At 70.9% G+C, this 21238-nt stretch carries 15 protein-coding genes; 12 read left to right on the top strand and 3 right to left on the bottom strand.

The features are described 5' to 3' along the window. Positions 1-5: 5 nt before the first annotated feature. The 9 genes from ACFYW7_RS02035 (at position 6) to ACFYW7_RS02075 (ending at position 12077) form a co-directional block, all read left to right on the top strand. On the top strand, positions 6-380 hold the full coding sequence (locus ACFYW7_RS02035; RefSeq protein WP_389497061.1) for a DUF4233 domain-containing protein: 375 nt from the start codon (positions 6-8) through the stop codon (positions 378-380). Between the two features lie 207 nt (positions 381-587). Then, positions 588-1001, top strand: coding sequence for a nucleoside-diphosphate kinase (ndk, locus tag ACFYW7_RS02040; RefSeq protein ID WP_389497062.1), 414 nt, complete (start codon positions 588-590; stop codon positions 999-1001). Between the two features lie 437 nt (positions 1002-1438). Then, complete coding sequence (locus ACFYW7_RS02045) at positions 1439-2458, top strand: rod shape-determining protein (protein WP_389497063.1); 1020 nt, start codon at positions 1439-1441, stop codon at positions 2456-2458. Between the two features lie 216 nt (positions 2459-2674). Next, positions 2675-3613, top strand: coding sequence for a rod shape-determining protein MreC (mreC, locus tag ACFYW7_RS02050; RefSeq protein WP_389497064.1), 939 nt, complete (start codon positions 2675-2677; stop codon positions 3611-3613). A gap of 18 nt (positions 3614-3631) precedes the next feature. Beyond that, positions 3632-4303, top strand: a complete 672-nt coding sequence (mreD, locus tag ACFYW7_RS02055) for a rod shape-determining protein MreD (RefSeq protein WP_389497065.1) — start codon at positions 3632-3634, stop codon at positions 4301-4303. A 247-nt stretch (positions 4304-4550) separates the two neighbouring features. Continuing rightward, positions 4551-6809 (top strand): penicillin-binding protein 2, encoded by a 2259-nt coding sequence (mrdA, locus tag ACFYW7_RS02060; RefSeq protein WP_389497066.1) that lies wholly within the window; start codon positions 4551-4553, stop codon positions 6807-6809. A gap of 34 nt (positions 6810-6843) precedes the next feature. Then, a complete protein-coding gene (gene rodA / locus ACFYW7_RS02065; RefSeq protein ID WP_389497067.1) occupies positions 6844-8040 on the top strand; it encodes a rod shape-determining protein RodA in 1197 nt (398 codons plus the stop codon). Between the two features lie 310 nt (positions 8041-8350). After that, complete coding sequence (locus ACFYW7_RS02070; RefSeq protein ID WP_389497068.1) at positions 8351-9862, top strand: CHAD domain-containing protein; 1512 nt, start codon at positions 8351-8353, stop codon at positions 9860-9862. Between the two features lie 244 nt (positions 9863-10106). After that, positions 10107-12077: a TIGR03960 family B12-binding radical SAM protein gene (locus ACFYW7_RS02075; RefSeq protein ID WP_389497069.1), complete on the top strand. Its 1971-nt coding sequence runs from the start codon at positions 10107-10109 to the stop codon at positions 12075-12077. 163 nt (positions 12078-12240) lie between these two features. Here ACFYW7_RS02075 and ACFYW7_RS02080 read toward each other — a convergent pair whose 3' ends face one another. The 3 genes from ACFYW7_RS02080 to ACFYW7_RS02090 all read right to left on the bottom strand — a co-directional run bounded on the left by ACFYW7_RS02080 (position 12241) and on the right by ACFYW7_RS02090 (position 14656). Next, a complete protein-coding gene (locus tag ACFYW7_RS02080) occupies positions 12241-12711 on the bottom strand; it encodes a VOC family protein (protein WP_389497070.1) in 471 nt (156 codons plus the stop codon). A gap of 300 nt (positions 12712-13011) precedes the next feature. Next, positions 13012-13839, bottom strand: coding sequence for a hypothetical protein (locus ACFYW7_RS02085; RefSeq protein ID WP_389497071.1), 828 nt, complete (start codon positions 13837-13839; stop codon positions 13012-13014). A 409-nt stretch (positions 13840-14248) separates the two neighbouring features. Continuing rightward, the gene (locus tag ACFYW7_RS02090; RefSeq protein WP_389497072.1) at positions 14249-14656 is read right to left on the bottom strand and encodes a hypothetical protein; all 408 of its coding nucleotides are present in this window, start codon (positions 14654-14656) and stop codon (positions 14249-14251) included. 227 nt (positions 14657-14883) lie between these two features. Here ACFYW7_RS02090 and ACFYW7_RS02095 point away from each other — a divergent pair, with 227 nt between their 5' ends. The 3 genes from ACFYW7_RS02095 (at position 14884) to ACFYW7_RS02105 (ending at position 21207) form a co-directional block, all read left to right on the top strand. Further along, positions 14884-16101, top strand: coding sequence for a hypothetical protein (locus ACFYW7_RS02095; protein WP_389497073.1), 1218 nt, complete (start codon positions 14884-14886; stop codon positions 16099-16101). A 48-nt stretch (positions 16102-16149) separates the two neighbouring features. Continuing rightward, entirely contained in the window at positions 16150-16938 is a 789-nt protein-coding gene (locus ACFYW7_RS02100; protein WP_389497074.1) for a TIGR03936 family radical SAM-associated protein, read from the top strand. A gap of 261 nt (positions 16939-17199) precedes the next feature. Beyond that, on the top strand, positions 17200-21207 hold the full coding sequence (locus ACFYW7_RS02105) for an Rne/Rng family ribonuclease (RefSeq protein WP_389497075.1): 4008 nt from the start codon (positions 17200-17202) through the stop codon (positions 21205-21207). The last annotated feature ends 31 nt before the right edge of the window (positions 21208-21238 follow it).

Below are 21238 nucleotides of genomic sequence, written 5' to 3' on the forward strand. Positions count from 1 at the left end.
ACCGCATGCGTACGCTCTGTGCTTCGACACTGATCGGCGAGTTCTTCGTCATCGGCTTCGCCGGACTCGTCGCCATGAAGGAACCCGATCTGTCCACGGCCACGGTCTGGACGGTCTGCGGGGTCCTGATGGCGCTGAGCGTGCTGCTGTGCGGCATGATCACGCGGCCCGGCGGCGTCCAGCTCGGCTGGGCGCTGCAGATCCTGCTGATCGCCGGCGGTTTCGTCGTTCCGTCGATGTTCGTCCTGGGCGCGGCCTTCGCCGCGCTGTGGTGGGCGTCGGTCCACTACGGGCGGAAGATCGACGAGGCGAAGGCCCGGTTCGCCGCCCAGTCACCGGCGGCCCACCCGCGTACGGAGGCGGGCGGCAACCCGGCGTAGCCGGAGGCCGAACGGGTCCGGACGGACCCGCGGCGCCGCCGTCCGGCCGTGATCCGGTCGAGGGCCGGGAGCACCCCGGCCCGGCCGGGCGCGTAGGACCGAACGGGCCGTGCGCGCGCCCCTATCAGCTGACGCTGTGTGACAGCCACCCGGACACGCCCTGTAGCCTCGGTCATCCGTACAAGCGTGACCCGAAGGAGCCATCCCGTGAGCCAGCGCACCCTCGTCCTTCTCAAGCCCGACGCCGTCCGTCGCGGCCTGACCGGCGAGATCATCAGCCGTATCGAGCGCAAGGCCGGCTGGCAGATCACCGCGCTCGAGCTGCGGACGCTGGACCAGGAGACGCTGGAGCAGCACTACGGCGAGCACAAGGGCAAGCCCTTCTACGAGCCGCTGGTGGAGTTCATGGCCTCCGGTCCGGTCGTCGCGCTGATCGCCGAGGGCGAGCGGGTCATCGAGGGCGTGCGCGCCCTCGCCGGTCCGACCGACCCGATCGCGGCCGCCCCCGGTTCCATCCGCGGTGACTTCGGTGTGATCGTCCGCGAGAACCTGATCCACGCCTCCGACTCCGAGGAGTCCGCCGAGCGCGAGGTGAAGATCTTCTTCCCCGGCCGCGCCTGAGCGTCCGTACGACGGTACGCGGGCGCGCCCACGTGCACGGACGGTCACGATTCGGCGTCCGGACGGTCTCGGCCCAGGTCGCGAGCGGTCCCGGAGAGGTCTCCAGGAGGGGCTCACGGGCACGTCGGGCAGCATATTTTGAAGATTTTTTCTGAGGCTGCGTCAGCGCGCTTCGGACAGTCTGACCTGGGACGGCCGTGAAATATCCGGCCGTCCCGTGGCATATGCGTGCTGATCGGGGGAACGCGTGACCCCGATGGCCCGTCTCCACAAGCGAGGCGGCTCGCCATCTGCTGACAATGGCGAAGACCCTCGCGCAGTGTTCGTGTAGGCGCGTCTACGATGGAGACGTTCACGTCGCTGCACCAACCTTGCCGTCCTAAAAAGCCGTCAAAGCTCCACTTGGGAAGGCCAGACGAATCCTGATGGGGAACTCAATGTCGTTCATCGGCCGTGACATGGCTGTCGACCTCGGGACCGCCAACACGCTGGTGTACGTCAGGGGTCGCGGGATCGTACTCAACGAGCCGTCCGTCGTCGCGATCAACACCAACACCGGCGGGATCCTCGCTGTCGGCGCGGAAGCGAAGAAGATGATCGGACGGACGCCGGGCAACATCGTTGCCGTGCGCCCGCTGAAGGACGGCGTCATCGCCGACTTCGAGATCACCGAGCGTATGCTCCGCTACTTCATCCTGAAGATCCACAAGCGGCGTTATCTCGCCCGCCCCCGCGTCGTCGTCTGTGTGCCCTCGGGCATCACGGGGGTCGAGCGACGCGCCGTCATCGAGGCGTCGTCCCAGGCCGGTGCCCGCCAGGTGCACATCATCGAGGAGCCCATGGCCGCGGCCATCGGTTCCGGCCTGCCGGTCCACGAGGCCACGGGCAACATGGTGGTGGACATCGGCGGCGGCACCACGGAGGTCGCGGTCATCTCGCTGGGCGGCATCGTCACCGCCCAGTCCATCCGCGTCGCGGGTGACGAACTGGACAACGCGATCATCCAGTACATCAAGAAGGAGTACAGCCTCCTTCTCGGTGAGCGGACGGCCGAGCAGATCAAGATCACGATTGGTTCGGCGTACGAACTCGACACCGAGGAACACACCGAGATCCGCGGCCGGGACCTGGTCTCCGGGCTGCCCAAGACGGTCGTCATCTCCGCTTCGGAGGTCCGCAAGGCGATCGAGGAGCCGGTCAACGCGATCGTCGACGCCGTGAAGACGACGCTCGACAAGTGCCCGCCCGAGCTCTCCGGCGACGTGATGGACCGCGGAATCGTTCTGACCGGCGGCGGAGCGCTGCTGCGCGGCCTGGACGAGCGACTGCGCCGCGAGACCGGCATGCCGATCCACATCGCGGAGGACCCGCTGGACAGCGTGGCCCTCGGATCCGGTAAGTGTGTCGAGGAGTTCGAGGCCCTCCAGCAGGTGCTGGACGCCCAGCCCCGCAGATGAGGTAACACTTCGATTCCGCCGTACGAGATCACCCCTTCTCGTGCGGCGGATCGTTGGTATGGAGGCATAAACTCCAGCGACATAGAGCCATAACCTCCCCCATATCAGCCACCCCGTCAGCCCCCCCACCCCAGCCTCATCGCACCGTGGGCATCCTTTTGGCCCAGGGCGCGCACCTGTTGACCCAATTCGACGAGGAAGGCACGGCCGCCGCACGTGAGGGACACACGAGAGAGCCGGCTGCTCCTGGTGCTGCTGATCGCCATCGCGTTCGCACTGATCACGGTGGACATCCGCGGCGGGCAGGACTCACCGGTCGACGGGGCCCGCCAGGCCGCCGCGACGGTCTTCGGCCCGATCGAGAACGGGGTGTCGTCCGCGGTCGACCCCGTCGGAAACGCCATCGCCGCGGTCCGCGACTCGGGCACGCGCCACGATCGCGTCGCCCAACTGGAGCACGACAACGCGGCGTTGAAGGCGAAGCTCGGCAGCGACGACCGCAACCGCAGCCGCCTCAAGCAGCTCGACAAGATGATCAAGGTGGCGGGCGAGGGGCAGTACGGGATCAAGGGCGCCGAGGTGATCGCCATAGGGGCGGCCCAGGGCTTCTCCTGGACCGTCACCATCGACGTCGGCGCCAACGACGGCATCAAGCGCGACATGACCGTCCTGAACGGCGACGGACTGGTCGGCCGCGTCACCACCGTAGGCCCGGACACCGCGACCGTACTGCTCGCCAACGACCCCGACTTCACCGTCGGCACACGCATGGAGTCGACGGACGAACTCGGCTTCGCCTCCGGACAGGGCGACCGCCCGCTGCGCGTCGAACTCCTCAACGCCAAGGCGAAGATCAAGAAGGGCGACCGGCTGGTCACCTTCGGCTCGCAGGCCGACAAGCCCTTCGTGCCCGGCGTCCCCGTCGGTCTCGTCTCCCGTATCGATCCGTCCGGCGGCGGTCTGACCCGCACGATCTACGTCACGCCGTTCGTCTCGTTCACCAAGATCGACATCGTCGGCGTCGTCGTCGCGGCTCCCAAGAGCGACCCGCGCGACACCGTCCTGCCGCCGAAACCGAAACCGACGCCCACGCCGACCGTGACCGTGACGGTCACCCCCTCGGCGAGCGCCCCCATCGACGGCCAGCAGCAGTAGCAGGAGGAGCCGAATCCCATGCGTTTCAACCGGATGCTGCTCTCCGTCACCCTGGTGGTCGTCACCCTGGTGATCCAGGTGAGCGTCCTTGCCCGACTCCACCTCCCGGGCGCCGTCCCGGACCTGGTGCTCCTGACCGTGCTCGCCCTCGCCCTGGTCTACGGCCACGTCGGCGGCGCGCTCATCGGCTTCGGCGCCGGTCTGCTCGCCGACCTCGCCCCGCCCGCCGACCACGCCGCCGGGCGCTACGCCCTCGTGCTCTGCGTCATCGGCTACCTCGCGGGCCTGGCCAGACCCGAGAACGGCCGGCTCAAGTCGGCCACCGGGCCGATGGCCGTGGTCGTCGCCGCCGCGATCGGCTCCACCGCGCTGTACGCCGGTGTCGGCGCCCTCGTCGGAGACACCGCCGCCCGCCACGTCGGACTCGGCAGCCTGCTGTTCACGGCCGCCCTCTACGACCTGCTGCTCGCGCCGTTCGTCGTCCCCGTGCTGATGGCACTGGCCCGACGCGCCGAGAACGACCCGCTCGGCGAAGGCGGTTCGGCGTCCAAGTCCGCCGACGTCGCCTCCGGCTGGCTGTCCTCCGGCACCGGGCTGCGCATCGGCAGCCAGCGCGGCGGACTGCGCGTGAAGGCGGCCAAGGCGCGGGTCGCCCGCGCCGGACGCATCAAGGGGGTCAAGCGGCTGTGACGACAGCGACGAGAGCCGCCGGGCGCACACCTCAAGCGCCGCACGAGTCACGGAACTTGACCGACCGCGGCGGCGCCGCGCACAGGTTCGCCGTGTACTCGTATGTCTCGTACACACACTGAGGGGGAGGCAGCCGCTGTGACCCACGCCCACCCGTCGCCCACCGCCCTTGCAAGGGATGGGCTGCGCCCATGACCAACACCCACCCGTCGCCCGCCACCACCCCTGCAAGGGATGGGCTGCGCCCATGACCAACATTCCCGAGACCGGTCGGACCCCGCGGGTCCAGATCCGGCTCGTCGTCATCCAGATCCTCGTGCTCTCCCTCCTGGGCACCCTCGGCGGACGCCTCTGGTACCTCCAGATCCGCAACGGTGACGAGTACGCCAAGGAAGCCTCCGGCAACCACGTCCAGCAGGTCGTCCAGCCCGCCGTGCGCGGCTCGATCCTGGACGCCCGGGGCGTGCCGATCGCCGACAACGAGACCCGGCTCGTGGTCTCCGCCTCGCGCACCGACCTGATGAAGATGCAGGACGACGGCAGGGCCGTACTCACCAAGCTCGCCGGTGTCCTGGGCATGAAGCCCAAGGACGTCATCCAGAAGGTCCGCCTCTGTGATGCCAAGACACCGCAGCCGTGCTGGAACGGCTCGCCCTACCAGCCGATCCCCATCACCGACGAGGCCACCGCGCGCCAGGCGCTGCAGATCCGCGAGCGCTCCGAGGACTTTCCCGGCATCACCGCCGAGCCCGAGGCCATGCGCCGCTACGCCGCCCCCGGCCAGGCCAACACCGCCCAGGTGCTCGGCTACCTCTCGCCCGTCACCGACGACGAGATCACCAAGGCCAAGGACACCGACTCGCCCTACCTGCGCTCCGACCAGGTCGGCCGCTCCGGCCTGGAGCGCGAGTACGACAAGGCCCTGCGCGGCAAGGCCGGCGTCACCCGCTACGAGGTCGACAACCTCGGCCGTGTCATCGGCAAGGCCAAGGCCGACAAGGCCGAACCCGGTGCCAACCTCGTCACCAGCATCGACTCCCGCGTCCAGCGCGTCGCCGAGTACGAGCTGAACTACGCGATGGAAGTCGCCCGGACCCAGTTCGACAAGATCACCGGCGAGAACTACAAGGCCGACTCCGGAGCGGTCGTGGTGATGGAGGCCAAGACCGGACGGGTCGTCGCCATGGCGTCCCAGCCGACCTACGACCCGAACGCCTGGGTCGGCGGCATCTCCGGCAAGGACTACACCGCGCTCACCGGCAAGAAGTCCAACTACCCGCTGCTGAACCGCGCCATACAGGGTCAGTCCGCCCCCGGCTCGACGTTCAAGGTGATCTCCACCGCCGCCGCGGTCCAGGCCGGCTACGACTTCGACGGCCGCTACCCGTGCACCAGCTCGTACTCCGTCGGCAGCCAGGTCTTCAAGAACTTCGAGGGAGAGAGCTTCGGCCCCATCTCGCTCGGCCGCGCCCTCGAGGTCTCCTGCGACACCGTCTTCTACGGACTCGCCGACAACGAGTGGAAGAAGGACGGCGGCATCAACCCGAAGAAGAAGCCCAAGGACTACTTCTACAAGACCGCCCACCAGTTCGGACTCGGCAAGGAGACCGGCATCGACCTCCCCAACGAGGTCACCGGCCGCATCCCGGACCGCAAGTGGAAGGCGGACTACTGGAAGGCCAACAAGGCCGTCTGGTGCAAGACCGGTAAGAAGGGCGGCACCTACGTCCAGCAGATCGCGTACGAGAACTGCCTCGAGGGCAACCGGATGCGCGAGGGTGACTCGATCAACTACTCCATCGGACAGGGCGACACCCTCGTCACCCCGGTCCAGGAGGCCGCCATCTACTCCGCGGTCTCCAACGGAGGCACCCTGTACGCCCCGACCATCGGCAAGGCGGTCGTCAGCGCGGACGGCACGTCCGTCCAGGAGATCAAGCCGAAGGTGAACGGCAAGCTGCCGGTCAGCAAGGCGACCCTCAAGGGCATGAACGAGGCCTTCGCGGGCGTCGTCACCCGCGGTACCGCCGCCTGGAAGTTCGGGGGCTGGCCGCAGGACAAGATCCCGCTGCACGCCAAGACCGGTACCGCCGAGGTCTACGGCAAGCAGACCACGTCCTGGCTCGCCACGTACTCCAAGGAGTACACGATCATCATGACGATCTCCCAGGCCGGTACGGGTTCCGGTGCCTCCGGTGAGGCCGTGCGCAAGATCTACAACGCGCTCTACGGTGTCTCCGCGGACGGCTCCGTCGACAAGAAGAAGGCCCTGCTGCCGACCCCGCAGAAGGGTCTGCCGAAGATCCAGGCCGACGGCACGGTCGAGTCCCCGCGCGTCTCCAAGGACCCGGTCAAGGACCTGCAGGCCAGTGAGAAGCCCGAGGACGGGGCCACCGGCCAGCCGCTGCCCGCCGGCACCACCGCCTCACCCGGCACCGGCAACCGCGACACCCGGAGGCGTACGGCCCGCCGGAACAAGGGGCGGGGAAAGAGGGTCCTCACATGACGACCGCGGTGACCAAGGTGCTGAGGATCCTGACATGACCGGAGCCAACAACTTCTCCGTCTCCGGGTACGGACCCGAGCGCGCGGGCTGGACGAGACTGCTCGCCCGCGACTCGCTCGCCCGCCGTCTCGACTGGCCGATACTGCTGTCGGCCGTAGCGCTCTCGTTGATCGGCACGGCCCTCGTCTACTCGGCGACCCGCAACCGCACCGAGATCAACCAGGGCGACCCGTACTTCTTCCTGATCCGCCACCTCATGAACACCGGCATCGGCTTCGGCCTGATGGTCGGCACGATCTGGCTCGGCCACCGCACCCTGCGCACGGCCGTGCCGATCCTGTACGGCCTCTCGGTCTTCCTGATCCTGCTGGTGCTGACCCCGCTCGGCGAGACGATCAACGGCCAGCGCAACTGGCTCGTCGCGGGCGGCCTGTCGCTCCAGCCCGCCGAGTTCATCAAGATCACGATCATCCTGGGCATGGCGATGCTGCTGGCCACCCGGGTCGACGCGGGCGACAAGCAGTACCCCGACCACCGCACGGTGGTCCAGGCGCTGGGCCTCGCGACCGTCCCGATGCTGATCGTGCTGCTCATGCCCGACCTCGGCACGATCATGGTCGCGGTCATCATCGTGCTCGGCGTGCTGCTCGCCTCCGGCGCCTCCAACCGCTGGGTCTTCGGCCTGATCGGGGCCGGCGCCCTCGGCGCGGTCGCCGCCTGGCAACTGAAGATCCTCGACGAGTACCAGATCAACCGCTTCGCGGCCTTCGCCAACCCCGAACTCGACCCGGCCGGCGTCGGCTACAACACCAACCAGGCCAGGATCGCCATCGGCTCCGGCGGCCTCTTCGGCACCGGCCTCGGCCACGGCTCCCAGACGACCGGCCAGTTCGTGCCCGAGCAGCAGACGGACTTCGTCTTCACGGTCGCCGGCGAGGAACTCGGCTTCGTGGGCGCGGGCCTGATCCTGCTGCTCCTCGGCGTCATCCTGTGGCGCGCGTGCCGCATCGCCCGCGAGACGACCGAGCTCTACGGCACGATCGTCGCCGCCGGCATCATCGCCTGGTTCGCCTTCCAGTCCTTCGAGAACGTCGGCATGACCCTCGGCATCATGCCGGTGGCCGGTCTGCCCCTCCCGTTCGTGTCCTACGGAGGATCGTCGATGTTCGCGGTCTGGGTCGCGGTGGGCCTCCTGCAGTCGATCAGGGTCCAGCGCCCGATGTCGGCCTGAGAACGGCCCGGAAGGATTCCGGGTGTCGCTTCGGAGAACACGGGGCGACACCCGGGCCAGCGGAAAAAGACGGCCCCAGGACAAGCGGGGGCCGGTCGGGTACTGCCCAGGGCCCGCCAACGCGTCTAGATTCGGTTCGTGACTCCTCCCCCTCGCGGACGAGGGGGCTTCTCACTCGACTCCGAGGAGTTTCATGACGGCCAAGCCCTGACCGCTGCCGGAGGCAGATGCAAAGCGTACTGCGCCGTCCGGCACTGCGGATGCGTTTCTCGCCCGGCTTGAAGGCCGGAATTCCCGCGCAAGGAGAGAGATGGCGGACACGAAGCGCGAGATCGAGCGTAAGTACGAAGGTCCCGCGGCCGAGGGCGGCACCGGTCTGCCGGACCTGAGCGGCGTGGCCGGAGTCGCGAGCGTCGTCGACAAGGGTGTCGCCGACCTCGACGCCACCTACTTCGACACCCCCGACCAGCGGCTCGCCGCCGCCTCCCTCACCCTGCGCCGCCGCACCGGCGGGGGCGACGCCGGCTGGCACCTCAAACTCCCCGTCTCCGAGGGCGTACGCGACGAGATCCGGGCCCCGCTCGCCGACACCGTGCCCCGCGCCCTGGCGAGCCTCGTGCGCTCCCGGGTACGCGACGCCGAACTCGCCCCCCTCGTACGGCTGAGGTCCACCCGCGACATCCGCCACCTCGTCGACGCGTCCGGCGCCCTGCTCGCCGAGGTCAGCCTCGACCGGGTCCGCGCCGAACGGCTCGGCGGAGGCGAGGGCACCGTCGAATGGACCGAGATCGAGGTGGAACTCGCCGACGACGGCGACCCCGCCTTCCTGGACAAGGTCGAGAAGAAGCTCCGCAAGGCCGGCCTGCGCCGCTCCACCTCGTCCTCCAAACTCGCGAAAGCGCTGGACGAGACGGGAGAACGCGCCAGGAAGCCCGCCCCCGAGAAGGACCCGGTCACCGCGGGCGACCACGTCCTCGCCTACCTCCGCGCCCAGTACGACGCCATCGTCGAACTCGACCCGGCCGTCCGCCGGGACGTCCTCGACTCCGTCCACAGCATGCGCGTCGCCACCCGCCGGACGCGCGGCACCTTCCGCTCGTACGGCAAGATCCTCGACCGCGCCGTCACCGACCCGATCGGCGACGAGCTGAAGTGGCTGGCCGGCGAACTCGGCGTCGACCGCGACCAGGAAGTCCTCACCGAACGGCTCACCGGCGCCCTCGCCGACCTGCCGCGCGTCCTGCTCACCGGACCCGTCCGCACCCGGCTGCGCACCTGGGCGCACGCCCGCCGCGGCGGCTCCAGGCGCCGCCTGATCGCCGTCCTGGACGGAAAGCGCTACCTGGCGCTGCTGACCGCGCTCGACGCGCTCGTCACCGACCCGCCGCTCCTCGAGGCAGCCGCCGGCGATCCCGCGAAGGTGGTCGCGAAGGCCGTCCGCAAGGACTTCGCCAAGGTCTCCGACCTCGTCGCCCAGGCCCTGGACCGGCCGCCGGGCGCCGACCGCGACCAGGCGATGCACGATGCCCGGAAGAAGGCCAAGCGCACCCGCTACGCCTCCGAGGCCGCCGCTCCGGCCCTGGGCGGACCGGCCGCGGGTCTGGTCAAGTCGATGAAGTCGCTGCAGAGTCTGCTCGGCGACCACCAGGACAGCGTGATGACCCGCGAGGCCCTGCGGGAACTGGCCACCCTGGCCCACGCGGCGGGGGAGAGCTCGTTCACGTACGGAGTGCTGTACGGGCGGGAGGAGCAGCGGGCGGCGGCGGTCGAGGCGGCCCTGCCGGAGGTCTGGGAGGCGATCGAGGGCCAGACGTCCGTCTGACGGCTCGCGCGGCGGGCAGCCGGGCACCGGGGAGGGGTTCCGTCCCGTGGCGCGGACGGGGGCGGGACGCGTCCGCGAGGGGAGTTCCCGGCCGGGCAGTACCGCCCGGGAGGGAGTTTCCGTCCGGGCCGTACCGTCCGGGATCGGGCCCTCCGAGACCGACGGTCCGTCCAGCGGTGCGGCGGGTCCCTCCCGTCGCGTTACGCTTGATGGTCCCCTCTGTCAGCTCACGAAGGTTCGCAAGATGCCTGCCGAAACCGCCGTGTCGGTCTTCCCACAGCTCGAAGCCCTGCTCCCGCATGTGCAGAAGCCGATCCAGTACGTCGGCGGAGAGCTCAATTCCACGGTCAAGCCCTGGGACGCCTGTGACGTCCGCTGGGCGCTCATGTACCCCGACGCCTACGAGGTCGGGCTGCCCAACCAGGGCGTCATGATCCTCTACGAGGTACTGAACGAGCGCGAGGGCGTCCTCGCCGAGCGCACGTACAGCGTCTGGCCGGACCTGGAGGAGCTCATGCGTGAGCACCGGGTCCCCCAGTTCACGGTGGACAGCCACCGCCCCGTCAAGGCCTTCGACGTGTTCGGCCTGTCCTTCTCCACGGAGCTGGGCTACACGAACATGCTCACGGCCCTGGACCTGGCCGGCATCCCCCTGGAGTCGAAGAACCGCACGCTCGACGACCCGATCGTCCTCGCGGGCGGGCACGCGGCCTTCAACCCCGAGCCGATCGCCGACTTCATCGACGCGGCGATCATCGGCGACGGCGAGCAGGCCGTGCTCGACATGACGGACATCATCCGCGCCTGGAAGGCCGAGGGCCGCCCCGGAGGCCGCGAGGAGGTCCTCTTCCGCCTGGCCAGGACGGGCAACGTCTACGTCCCCGCCTTCTACGACGTCGAGTACCTCGCCGACGGCCGGATCGCCCGCGTGGTCCCGAACAAGTCGGGCGTCCCGTGGCGCGTGTCCAAGCACACCGTCATGGACCTCGACGAGTGGCCGTACCCGAAGCAGCCCCTCGTGCCGCTCGCGGAGACCGTCCACGAGCGCATGTCGGTGGAGATCTTCCGCGGCTGCACGCGCGGCTGCCGCTTCTGCCAGGCGGGCATGATCACCCGCCCGGTGCGCGAGCGCTCCATCACGGGCATCGGCGAGATGGTCGAGAAGGGCCTCAAGGCCACGGGCTTCGAGGAGGTCGGCCTCCTCTCCCTGTCCTCCGCCGACCACTCGGAGATCGGCGACATCGCCAAGGGGCTGGCGGACCGGTACGAGGAGGACAAGATCGGCCTCTCCCTCCCCTCCACCCGCGTGGACGCCTTCAACGTCGACCTGGCCAACGAGCTGACCCGCAACGGCCGGCGGTCGGGCCTGACCTTCGCCCCCGAGGGCGGCTCCGAGCGCATGCGCAAGGTCATCAACAAGATGGTCTCGGAGGAGGACCTGATCCGGACCGTCTCCACCGCCTACGGCAACGGCTGGCGCCAGGTGAAGCTGTACTTCATGTGCGGCCTGCCGACGGAGACGGACGAGGACGTCATGCAGATCGCCGACATGGCGATGAACGTGATCGCCGAGGGCCGCAAGGCCTCCGGCCAGAACGACATCCGCTGCACGGTGTCGATCGGCGGCTTCGTCCCCAAGCCCCACACCCCCTTCCAGTGGGCGCCGCAGCTCTCCGCCGAGGACACGGACGCCCGCCTCACGAAGCTCCGCGACAAGATCCGCGGTGACAAGAAGTACGGCCGCTCGATCGGCTTCCGCTACCACGACGGCAAGCCGGGCATCGTCGAGGGCCTGCTGTCCCGCGGTGACCGCCGCATCGGCTCCGTGATCCGCGCCGTCTACGAGGACGGCGGCCGCTTCGACGGCTGGCGCGAGCACTTCTCTTACGACCGCTGGATGAGCTGCGCCGACAAGACGCTCCCCGCCTTCGGCGTGGACGTCGACTGGTACACCACCCGCGAGCGCACCTACGAGGAGGTCCTGCCCTGGGACCACCTCGACTCGGGCCTCGACAAGGACTGGCTCTGGGAGGACTGGCAGGACTCCCTCGACGAGACCGAGGTCGAGGACTGCCGCTGGACCCCGTGCTTCGACTGCGGTGTGTGTCCGCAGATGGACACCCAGATCCAGATCGGCCCGACCGGGAAGAAGCTGCTGCCGCTGACGGTCAAGAATGCGGCCTCGGCCCCGACCCCGACCGGTCACACGCACTGACGGCAGAGCTCGCACCAGGCTGGTGCGAGGCTGTCCCGCCTTCGAGCCCTCTCCCGTCCGGGAGAGGGCTCTCGGCGTGGTGGCGTGGCGTTCGACCCGGTCGATCCGGCGCTGTGAGGCGCACCGCCGTACAGCCGAACCGCCTGCGGAACGCGGCGGCGGGTCAGGCTCGGGCGTCGGCGTCCTGCGTGGAGGCCGCGAACTCCTCGGGGCCCTGCTCGGCCGCCGCCGGGTCCATCCACATGACCTGCCAGCCGTGGTTGTCGAGGTCGAAGAAGCTGCGTGAGTACATGAAGCCGTAGTCCTCGGCGCCGTCCGCCTCGGTGGCGCCCGCCGCGAGCGCGGCGGCGCCGACCGCGTCGACCTCGTCGCGCGACGACACGCTGAAGGAGTACAACGCCAGCGTGTGCGTGGTGGGATCGGCCATCGGCAGTTTCGCGAACTCCGCGAACTTCTCGCGGGTGAGCAGCATGACGAAGGCGTGCTCGCCGACCAGCATGCAGGCGGCGGTCTCGTCGGTGAACTTCGGGTTGAAGGAGAACCCCAGCTTGGCGAAGAACGCCTTGCTGCGCTCGAGGTCCGTGACGGGGAGGTTCACGAACAGCATGCGGCCGGGGTGCGAGGGATCGGTCATGGCGGGTCTCCAGTGGATGGCTCGATGGCGTACGTCCGGGTAGACCGACGCGGCCGGCGGAACTCATCGGTGGTCCCTCCGCCTCCTGCCGTCACCTCACGTCCTGTCACCTCACGTCGTCGACAGGTGGCTCGACGACTTCGGGGGAGCGGAGCCGCGGTGTGACCGGTGCGGTAGGTCGTGAGGGTGCCCGAGGGGTCGGTCGTCGACACCTCGGGCACCCTTTTCGCGTGTCGGCCGGCCGACCGGTTCAGACGCGGATGCGGGACGTGCGCGGAACCGTCCGGGGAGCGGTGACGATCACGCGCCGCCGTTGACGACGCCGGGCTTCGGCTGCCGGGCGACCAGGCTCCAGGCCTTCGGGCCCATACGGTCGTTGCAGGACAGGACGGCGGGGTGGGTCTTGGTGAGCACGACGCAGCTGGTCTCCCAGACCTGGCCCGTGGTGGTCACGACGTCGAACTTGATGCGGTTCAGGGTGCTCTGGTTGTACGCGTTGACGGAGGCGCCGCAGGGGAAGCCGGCCGAACCGCCCGAGGGGTAGTCGGGGTGGGTGCTGAGGTCGGTCCACAGGAAGTTCTTCGTCTCGCCGGTCCGCTGGTCACGGACGCCCGCGTACGTCCTGCCGCCGGTCAGGGCGACGCGGAGCTCGAAGTCGCTGGACTCCTGCGCGGAGTCGATGGCCGAGCACGGACCCGGGTCGCCGGTCGGGCCCCGGCGGCCGGCGGGGCCCGTGGCTCCGGGCGCGCCCGCGGCTCCGTCGGCTCCGTCGGCTCCGACGGCGCCGGCCACACCCGTCTGGCCCTGGGGACCCATCGGCCCTCTGGGCCCGGTGGCACCTCTCGGGCCGCGGGGGCCCGTCGGACCGGTCGGGCGCTTGCACCAGTCCTTGCCGTCGGAGGGCCGGCCAGGAAGGGCCCGGTGGCCGTGGTGGTGGCTGGGCTTGCACTTGTCGGCGGCGTACGAGGTCGCCGTCGCGTGGCCGGTGGCGCTCACGGCCGCCGCCGTCGCGGGCTCGGCCGCGCCGGACGACACCATCAGCGCGAGCGAGGCCACCATGCCGGCTTGCTTGAACCGGCCGCGGGCCGACGGGCCCAGCCGGGCGGTTGGCCTGGACTCAGGATTCATGTGCGGGTGCTCCTTGGATCGATCGGTGGGGTTTTCCCGAAGCCGACCGTGAGCTTGACTCCTCGGCGGTGGCCGGACCGGCGTATCCGATCGAAACGCCATGCATATCATCAGATCAGCTCAATTCCGGGCGAGCTGATGGGTCAATGGCCCACCCGTGCTTCGGAGTCGGACGAGTCCGGGGGGTATCGGTGGTGTTCGCTCCACCGCCCGTCGCGGAACGGTCCGCGCGGACCGGACCGAACCGAACCGGCGCCGGCAGCGATGCCGCGCGCGAGGTCCGTGAGACCCGCGAGGGCTGCCCGGAGCGGTCGGCCGGTGACCCTTCGGACACCCCTTGCGCGGGTCGGTGGCCCCTGCCGGCTCGAACGAGCCGCCCACGACGGACCGGTCGCGGCGAGGCGACGGCTCAGGCCGGCTGGTTGGTCACCAGCGTCCAGGGGATGGGCGTGTTGTTGGTGCTGTCGCAGTTCAGGGTGACCGGATGGGTGTTGGTGACCGCCAGGCAGCCGGTCTCCCGGACCTGACCCGTGCCGGTGATCACGTCGAACTTGATGAGGTCGTCGCCGCCGTGCGCGTTCACGGCGGCGGCGCAGGGCAGCACGCCGGTCACCGTGTTCAGGGGGTGGCCGGGGTGCGTACTGAGATTGGTCCACACGAAGTTCTGCGACTCGTTGACCCGCCGGTCCCGGACGCCCGCGAAGGTCCTCCCTCCGGTCAGTGCGGCGCGGACCCCGCACGAGTTCACGTCCTGCGCGGCGTCGATGTCGGCACGCGCACCGGGCGCCCCCGTGGCCCCGTTCGAAGTCGGGGTCACCCGTGGCCGGACGGGCGCTGGTCGACCGTGCGTTCCGCGCTGAACATCCCGGGATGTCCGGCGTCCCGCTCCGTCCCGTCGCGCCCGGCTGCGGTGCGACCCGCCTCGGTTCACGGACGTACGGCCGCCGGGCGCGGCACGTTCCCGGGCGTGGATGTACCGACGGAGGTGCCAAAAGGGTGCGGATACGTCGCATCCATCGTGGTGGCGGGTGCGTCTACGCAGGTATGGATCTGGAGAAACCGCCCGCCGGGCAACCCGCCGGGCAACCTGCCGGGCAACCCGCCGGGCCGACCGGCGAGGCCGGGGGATGCCTTGCCGTCGCGATCCGCGTCCCGGTGCGGATCGTGGTGTTCGTGCTCGTCGTGCCGGTACGGATGGCGTGGGACGCGCTCGTCGTCGGCGGAAGGGTTCTCCGGGACGTCCTGCTGCGGCCCCTGGGGCGGGCGCTCGGGTGGCTGGCACGGGCGCTTTTCGTCTGGCCCTGGGTGGCGCTCTGGCGTTACGTCGTCGTGCCGGTCGGTACGGCGCTGGCCCGGCTGGGGAGGGTGCTGCTCGTCGTGCCCGCGGTGTGGCTCCACGGGGCGGTCCTGACCCCGCTCGGCCACGCCGTCTCCTGGGCGGCGCGGAGGACCGCCGCCGGGCTCGTCCTGCTGTTCGTGGGCGTCGCGTCCGTGATCGCCTGGTTCGCCGGCGGCGTCGGGGCCGGGCTCGGCTGGGTGTACGCCCGGCTGCTCACGCCGACGGGCCGGGCCGTCGTATGGCTGCTCAAGAGCGTCGGACTGGTCCTCGCGGCCGTCGGGCTCGGGATGTACACGGTCGTCGCCTGGCTGGTGCGCCACCTGATCGTCGTGCCGGCCCTGTGGCTGTACGTCTGGGTCCTCACGCCCGTCGGCAAGGCGCTCGCCCTCCTGGCCGCGGGGCTCGCGTGGACCGTACGGACGGTCTTCGCGGGTATCGGCATCGCGCTCTACTGGACGGCACGCGTCCTCCTGGTGCTGCCCGCGCTCGCGGTGTGGCGCTGGGTGCTCGCGCCGATCGGGCGGGCCATCGCCGTCGTCGCCGGAGAGATCGGCGAGGCACTCGGACACGCCTGGCGGGTCGCCGGACACGTGTCGCTCGCCGTCGGACGGTTCCTCGCGAGTTTCTTCCGCATCGTCTTCGTGGAACCGGTGCGCTGGGCCTACCGGACGGTGCTGACACCGGTCGGGCACGTCGTGCGCGACCTGGTGCTGAAGCCCGCGGCCGAGGCCGCCCGCAGCGTCGGACAGGCCACGAGGGCCGCCCTGACCGCCGCCCGGGACAGCGCCCGGCAGGCCCGGGCCGACTTCCGGAGAATGCTCTTCGGAACACCCCGGGAACCGCTGCCGGTCGCCCGGCGGGAACCACCGGCCGGTGAGACACGTACTCTAGGTAGCAGTACGACCGCACTCACGAAGGACTGAACGACACTGGGCAAGCGACAGCCCGAAGGCCCGCCGCCCGCACCCGCGGTGCAGCGCATCCGCCTGCGCTACACCAAGCGCGGCCGCCTCCGGTTCACCAGCCACCGTGACTTCCAGCGCGCTTTCGAGCGTGCGCTTCGCCGTGCCGCCGTACCCATGGCGTACTCGGCGGGATTCACGCCGCATCCGAAGGTGTCGTACGCCAATGCCGCACCCACCGGCACGGGCAGCGAGGCGGAGTACCTGGAGATCGCGCTCACAGAGAAGCGCGATCCCGAGACACTGCGCGCGCTCCTCGACGAGTCGATGCCCCTGGGGCTCGACATCATCGAGGCGGTCGAGGCCCGCGTCTCGGGTCTCGCCGAACGGCTCACCGCCTCGGTGTGGGAGCTGCGCCTCGACGGCGTGGACCCCAAGGAGGCGGAGCGTGCCGTGGAGGTGTTCAACGCGGCCGAGACCGTAGAGGTCAGCCGCAAGACCAAGAACGGCATGCGGACGTTCGACGCCCGCGGTGCCGTGGCAAGCCTCGAGACAACCCCCGAGACGCACAGTCCACAGGCTGATAGGCCGACCGACCAGGGCTGTGCGATACTGCGGCTGGTTGTTCGGCACGTGACGCCTGCCGTTCGACCCGACGACGTCCTGTCCGGTCTTCGCGCCGTGGCCGACCTGGCGCCGCCGGTCGCCGCAGCGGTGACCAGGCTGGCGCAGGGGCTGTTCGATGAAGAGACCGGCACGGTGACCGACCCGCTCGCGCCCGACCGCGAGGCAGTCGCAGCCGCCCCAGCCGATCGCACAGGGGCCGCCGAAACTGCCGCCGCGAAGGCGTCGGCGTAAGGAAGGTCCCGCGTAGGGACGGACGTCGTAGCGCCGCCCTCGTATCCGGGAGCCACCTGGGTCGGGCAGCGCACCGACCAGAAGACTTTCGCCAGGCCGTACGCACACATGGCGTACGGAACCGGCGAGACAGGACACAGAGAGCTCCCGTGCGGCGCCCGCGCCCCGGACGGCGGCACCGCGCATCGCGCGAGCCGCGGACGTCACCGGCACTGCCGGACCAGGTGCGGCGCCCGGGAGCCTGACGGGAGATCCACCCGCATGCTCGAGCCGACCGAACCCACCGAGGGTTCCGAGACCAACAACTCACCCAGCGACACCCTGCCGCCGCGGCGTCGCCGTCGCGCGGCGTCGCGACCCGCCGGTCCTCCGACCGGGGCCTCCGAGGCCTCGGGCGAGACCACCGCGCCGGCCATACCGGCCGTGGCGTCCGCCGACCTCAGGGCGGAGGACTCCTCAGCGCAGAACCCGGCCTCCGCGAACGCCGAGGCCGAAGAGCCGGACGAGACCGACGAGGCTGTCGGGACGGTCGTGGCCGAGGAGACGGAGGAGACGCCGGCCGAGGCCGACGTTCCCGCCGCCACCGACGACGCCGCACCCCGCCGTACGCGTCGCCGCGCCACCCGGCGCGCCTCCGCCCCCGCCGGTACGCCCGCGGCGGCCGAGAGCGCCCCCGTCGAGACGGTGGTCGCCGCCGCCGCGAGCGCCGAACCCGAGACCCGGACCGCCGAAGAGGCGCCCGCCGTCGAGGAGACCGCTCCCGCGGGCCGGCCCCGCCGTCGCGCCACCCGCCGGGTCACCACGCCCACCGGGACGCCCGGCACCTCCGAGTCCGCCGAGGTCGCCACGGCCGCCGAACCGGTGACCGCTTCCGCGCCCGCCGAGGCCGAGGCGCCCGCCGCCGAGCCCGCCGCCGAAGAGGCCGGGCCCCGCCGCACCACCCGCCGTCGTGCCACCCGGCGCGTCTCCGCACCCGCCGGCGCGCCCGAGGGCGACGCCGCCGACGAGCGTGTGGAGGCGCCCGTGACCAGCGAGAACAAGCCCGAAGAGGCCGCGCAGCCGGAGGCCGAGGAGGGCGCCCCGCGCCGTGGCCGCCGCCGTGCCACCCGCAAGGCCGCCGGCGGTTTCTCCGCGCCCGCGCCGAAGGAGACCGAGGAGTCCTCGCGTCGCCCCGGCCGTCCGGCCGTCGCCGTGTTCCAGGCGCCGGTGTTCACCGAGCCGATGTTCCAGACGCCCGAGCGGGCCGCCGCCGCGGCTGCCGCCGAGGCAGCCGAGGAAGCCGAGGAAGCCGCCGAGGTCATCGAGGCCCCCGAGCGGGTCGAGGTCGTCGAGGAGCCGACCGGCGGCCGTCGTCGCCGGCGCCGCCGCGGCGCCGAGGACGAGCCGGTGACCGTCGCCGCCGAGGAGCCGCAGGAGCCCGAGGAGTCCCCCGAGGACGCCGACGAGGCCGAGGACGCCGTCGAGGGTGACGAGGGCGAGGAGGAGTCCGCGGGCTCCCGTCGCCGTCGCCGCCGGGGCGGCCGTCGCCGTCGCCGGGGTGAGTCCGCCGAGTCGGACAGCGAGGCCGGCGAGGACGAGTACGCCGTCGAGCAGGCCGAACAGGACGCCGAGGACACCGCCGAGCAGGTCGAGGAGGACGCCGAGGAGGGCGAGGAGCGCGAGGAGTCGGGCGGCTCCAGCAGCAGCAGCCGTCGCCGTCGCCGTCGCCGCCGTCGTGCCGGTGACTCCGGCGGGGACGCCGACCTCGGCGAGAACGACCCCGAGCGCACCGTCGTCAAGGTCCGCGAGCCGCGCGCGAAGAAGGAAGAGCACCCCTCGGACGAGGTGCAGTCCATCAAGGGCTCGACCCGTCTGGAGGCGAAGAAGCAGCGCCGTCGCGAAGGGCGTGAGCAGGGCCGCCGTCGTGTTCCGATCATCACGGAGGCCGAGTTCCTGGCCCGCCGCGAGGCCGTCGAGCGCGTGATGGTCGTCCGCCAGAGCGGCGAGCGCACCCAGATCGGCGTCCTCGAGGACAACGTGCTCGTCGAGCACTACGTCAACAAGGAGCAGGCGACCTCGTACGTCGGCAACGTCTACCTGGGCAAGGTCCAGAACGTGCTGCCGTCGATGGAGGCCGCGTTCATCGACATCGGCAAGGGCCGCAACGCGGTCCTCTACGCCGGTGAGGTCAACTTCGAGGCGCTCGGCATGGCCCACGGGCCGCGCCGCATCGAGGCCGCCCTCAAGTCCGGCCAGTCGGTCCTCGTACAGGTCACCAAGGACCCGATCGGCCACAAGGGCGCGCGCCTGACCAGCCAGGTCTCCCTTCCGGGCCGCTACCTCGTGTACGTCCCCGAGGGTTCGATGACCGGCATCAGCCGCAAGCTGCCCGACACCGAGCGCGCGCGTCTGAAGACCATCCTCAAGAAGATCGTCCCCGAGGACGCGGGCGTCATCGTGCGCACCGCCGCCGAGGGCGCGAGCGAGGACGAGCTGCGCCGTGACGTCGAGCGTCTGCAGTCGCAGTGGGAGGACATCCAGAAGAAGGCGAAGAGCGGCAACGCCCCGACCCTGCTCTACGGCGAGCCGGACATGACCGTCCGTGTCGTCCGCGACATCTTCAACGAGGACTTCTCCAAGGTCATCGTCAGCGGCGACGAGGCGTGGCAGACCATCCACGGGTACGTCTCCCACGTGGCGCCCGACCTGACCGACCGGCTGTCGCGGTGGACCTCCGAGGTCGACGTCTTCGCCACGTACCGGATCGACGAGCAGCTGATGAAGGCGCTGGACCGCAAGGTCTGGCTGCCCAGCGGCGGTTCGCTGGTGATCGACAAGACCGAGGCCATGATCGTGGTCGACGTCAACACCGGAAAGTTCACCGGCCAGGGCGGCAACCTCGAGGAGACCGTCACCAGGAACAACCTGGAGGCGGCCGAGGAGATCGTGCGCCAGCTGCGGCTGCGCGACCTGGGCGGCATCGTCGTCATCGACTTCATCGACATGGTCCTGGAGTCCAACCGGGACCTGGTGCTGCGGCGCCTGCTCGAATGCCTGGGACGTGACCGTACGAAGCACCAGGTGGCCGAGGTCACCTCGCTGGGCCTCGTGCAGATGACCCGCAAGCGGGTCGGCCAGGGCCTGCTGGAGTCCTTCTCCGAGACCTGTGTCCACTGCAACGGCCGCGGTGTCATCGTGCACATGGAGCAGCCCACGTCCGTCGGTGGCGGCGGCAAGCGCAGGAAGCGCGGCCGCGGCGGTGCCGAGCAGGACCACGAGCACGAGCTCACCCACGAGTCGGCGGACGAGCAGGAGACCCTGGAGAGCGAGGCCGAGGTGGCCGCCGAGGTCGCCGCGCCCGTCGCGCTCGTCGACACGGAGTTCCAGCCGGACGAGGAGCTGTACGGCAGCGCCGCCGAGGCGGAGGCCGCGGCCACCCGGGGCCGTTCGCGGCGTCGGGCCACCCGGCGCGCGTCCGCTCCGGCGGGTGCGCCGAAGGCCGAGGAGCGTGCTCCCCGGAGCAGGCGCGAGGAGCGGGCCGAGCGGGCCGCCGCCCGGTACCGCGAGGACGCCGAGGCCGAGCCGTTCGCGGTCGAGGACCCCGTCGTCGAGGCGCCGGTCGCCGAGCAGCCGGTGGTCGAGGCCCCGGTCGTCGAGGCGCCCGCCGCCGAGCAGCCGGTCGCCGAGGCTCCCGTCGAGGAGGCCCCGGCCGCCCCGGCGGAGGACGAGGCCGCGCCCAGGGGCCGTACGCGTCGTCGTGCGACCCGGAAGGTGTCGGCTCCGGCCGGTTCGCCCAAGGCGGCCGAGGAGACCGTGGTGAAGGTCACGGTCACCGAGCCCGCTCCGGCGCCCGTCGCCGAGCAGGCCGCCCCCGAGGCCGAGCCGGTGGCCGAGGCCGCCGCCGAGAGCGCCGCGCCGGCCCGTCCGCGCCGTCGTGCCGTCCGCAAGGCCACCGCGCCCACCGCCTCCGCGGAGGCGGCCGTCACGGTCGTCCCGTCGGCCGCGGCGGAGCCGGTCGCCGAGCCCGTCGAGCCGGAGCCCGTGGAGCCGGCCGAGGCCGACGCCGAGGCCCCCGCGGCGAAGAAGACGGCCGCGCGCAAGACGGCCAAGAAGGTGACCGCGAAGAAGGCCGCCGTCAAGAAGACCGTGGCGGCCAAGAAGACGGTCGCCAAGAAGACCACGGCCAAGAAGGCGACCGCGAAGAAGACGGCCGCCAAGTCCACGGCGAAGAAGACCGCGGCGGCGGAGCAGACGATGCCCTCCGTCACGGCGTCCACCGACGAGAGCTGAGTCTCCGCACGACGTCCCGGGCCCGCGCATC

This window comes from Streptomyces sp. NPDC002580, assembly GCF_042889485.1.
Lineage (GTDB): Bacteria > Actinomycetota > Actinomycetes > Streptomycetales > Streptomycetaceae > Streptomyces.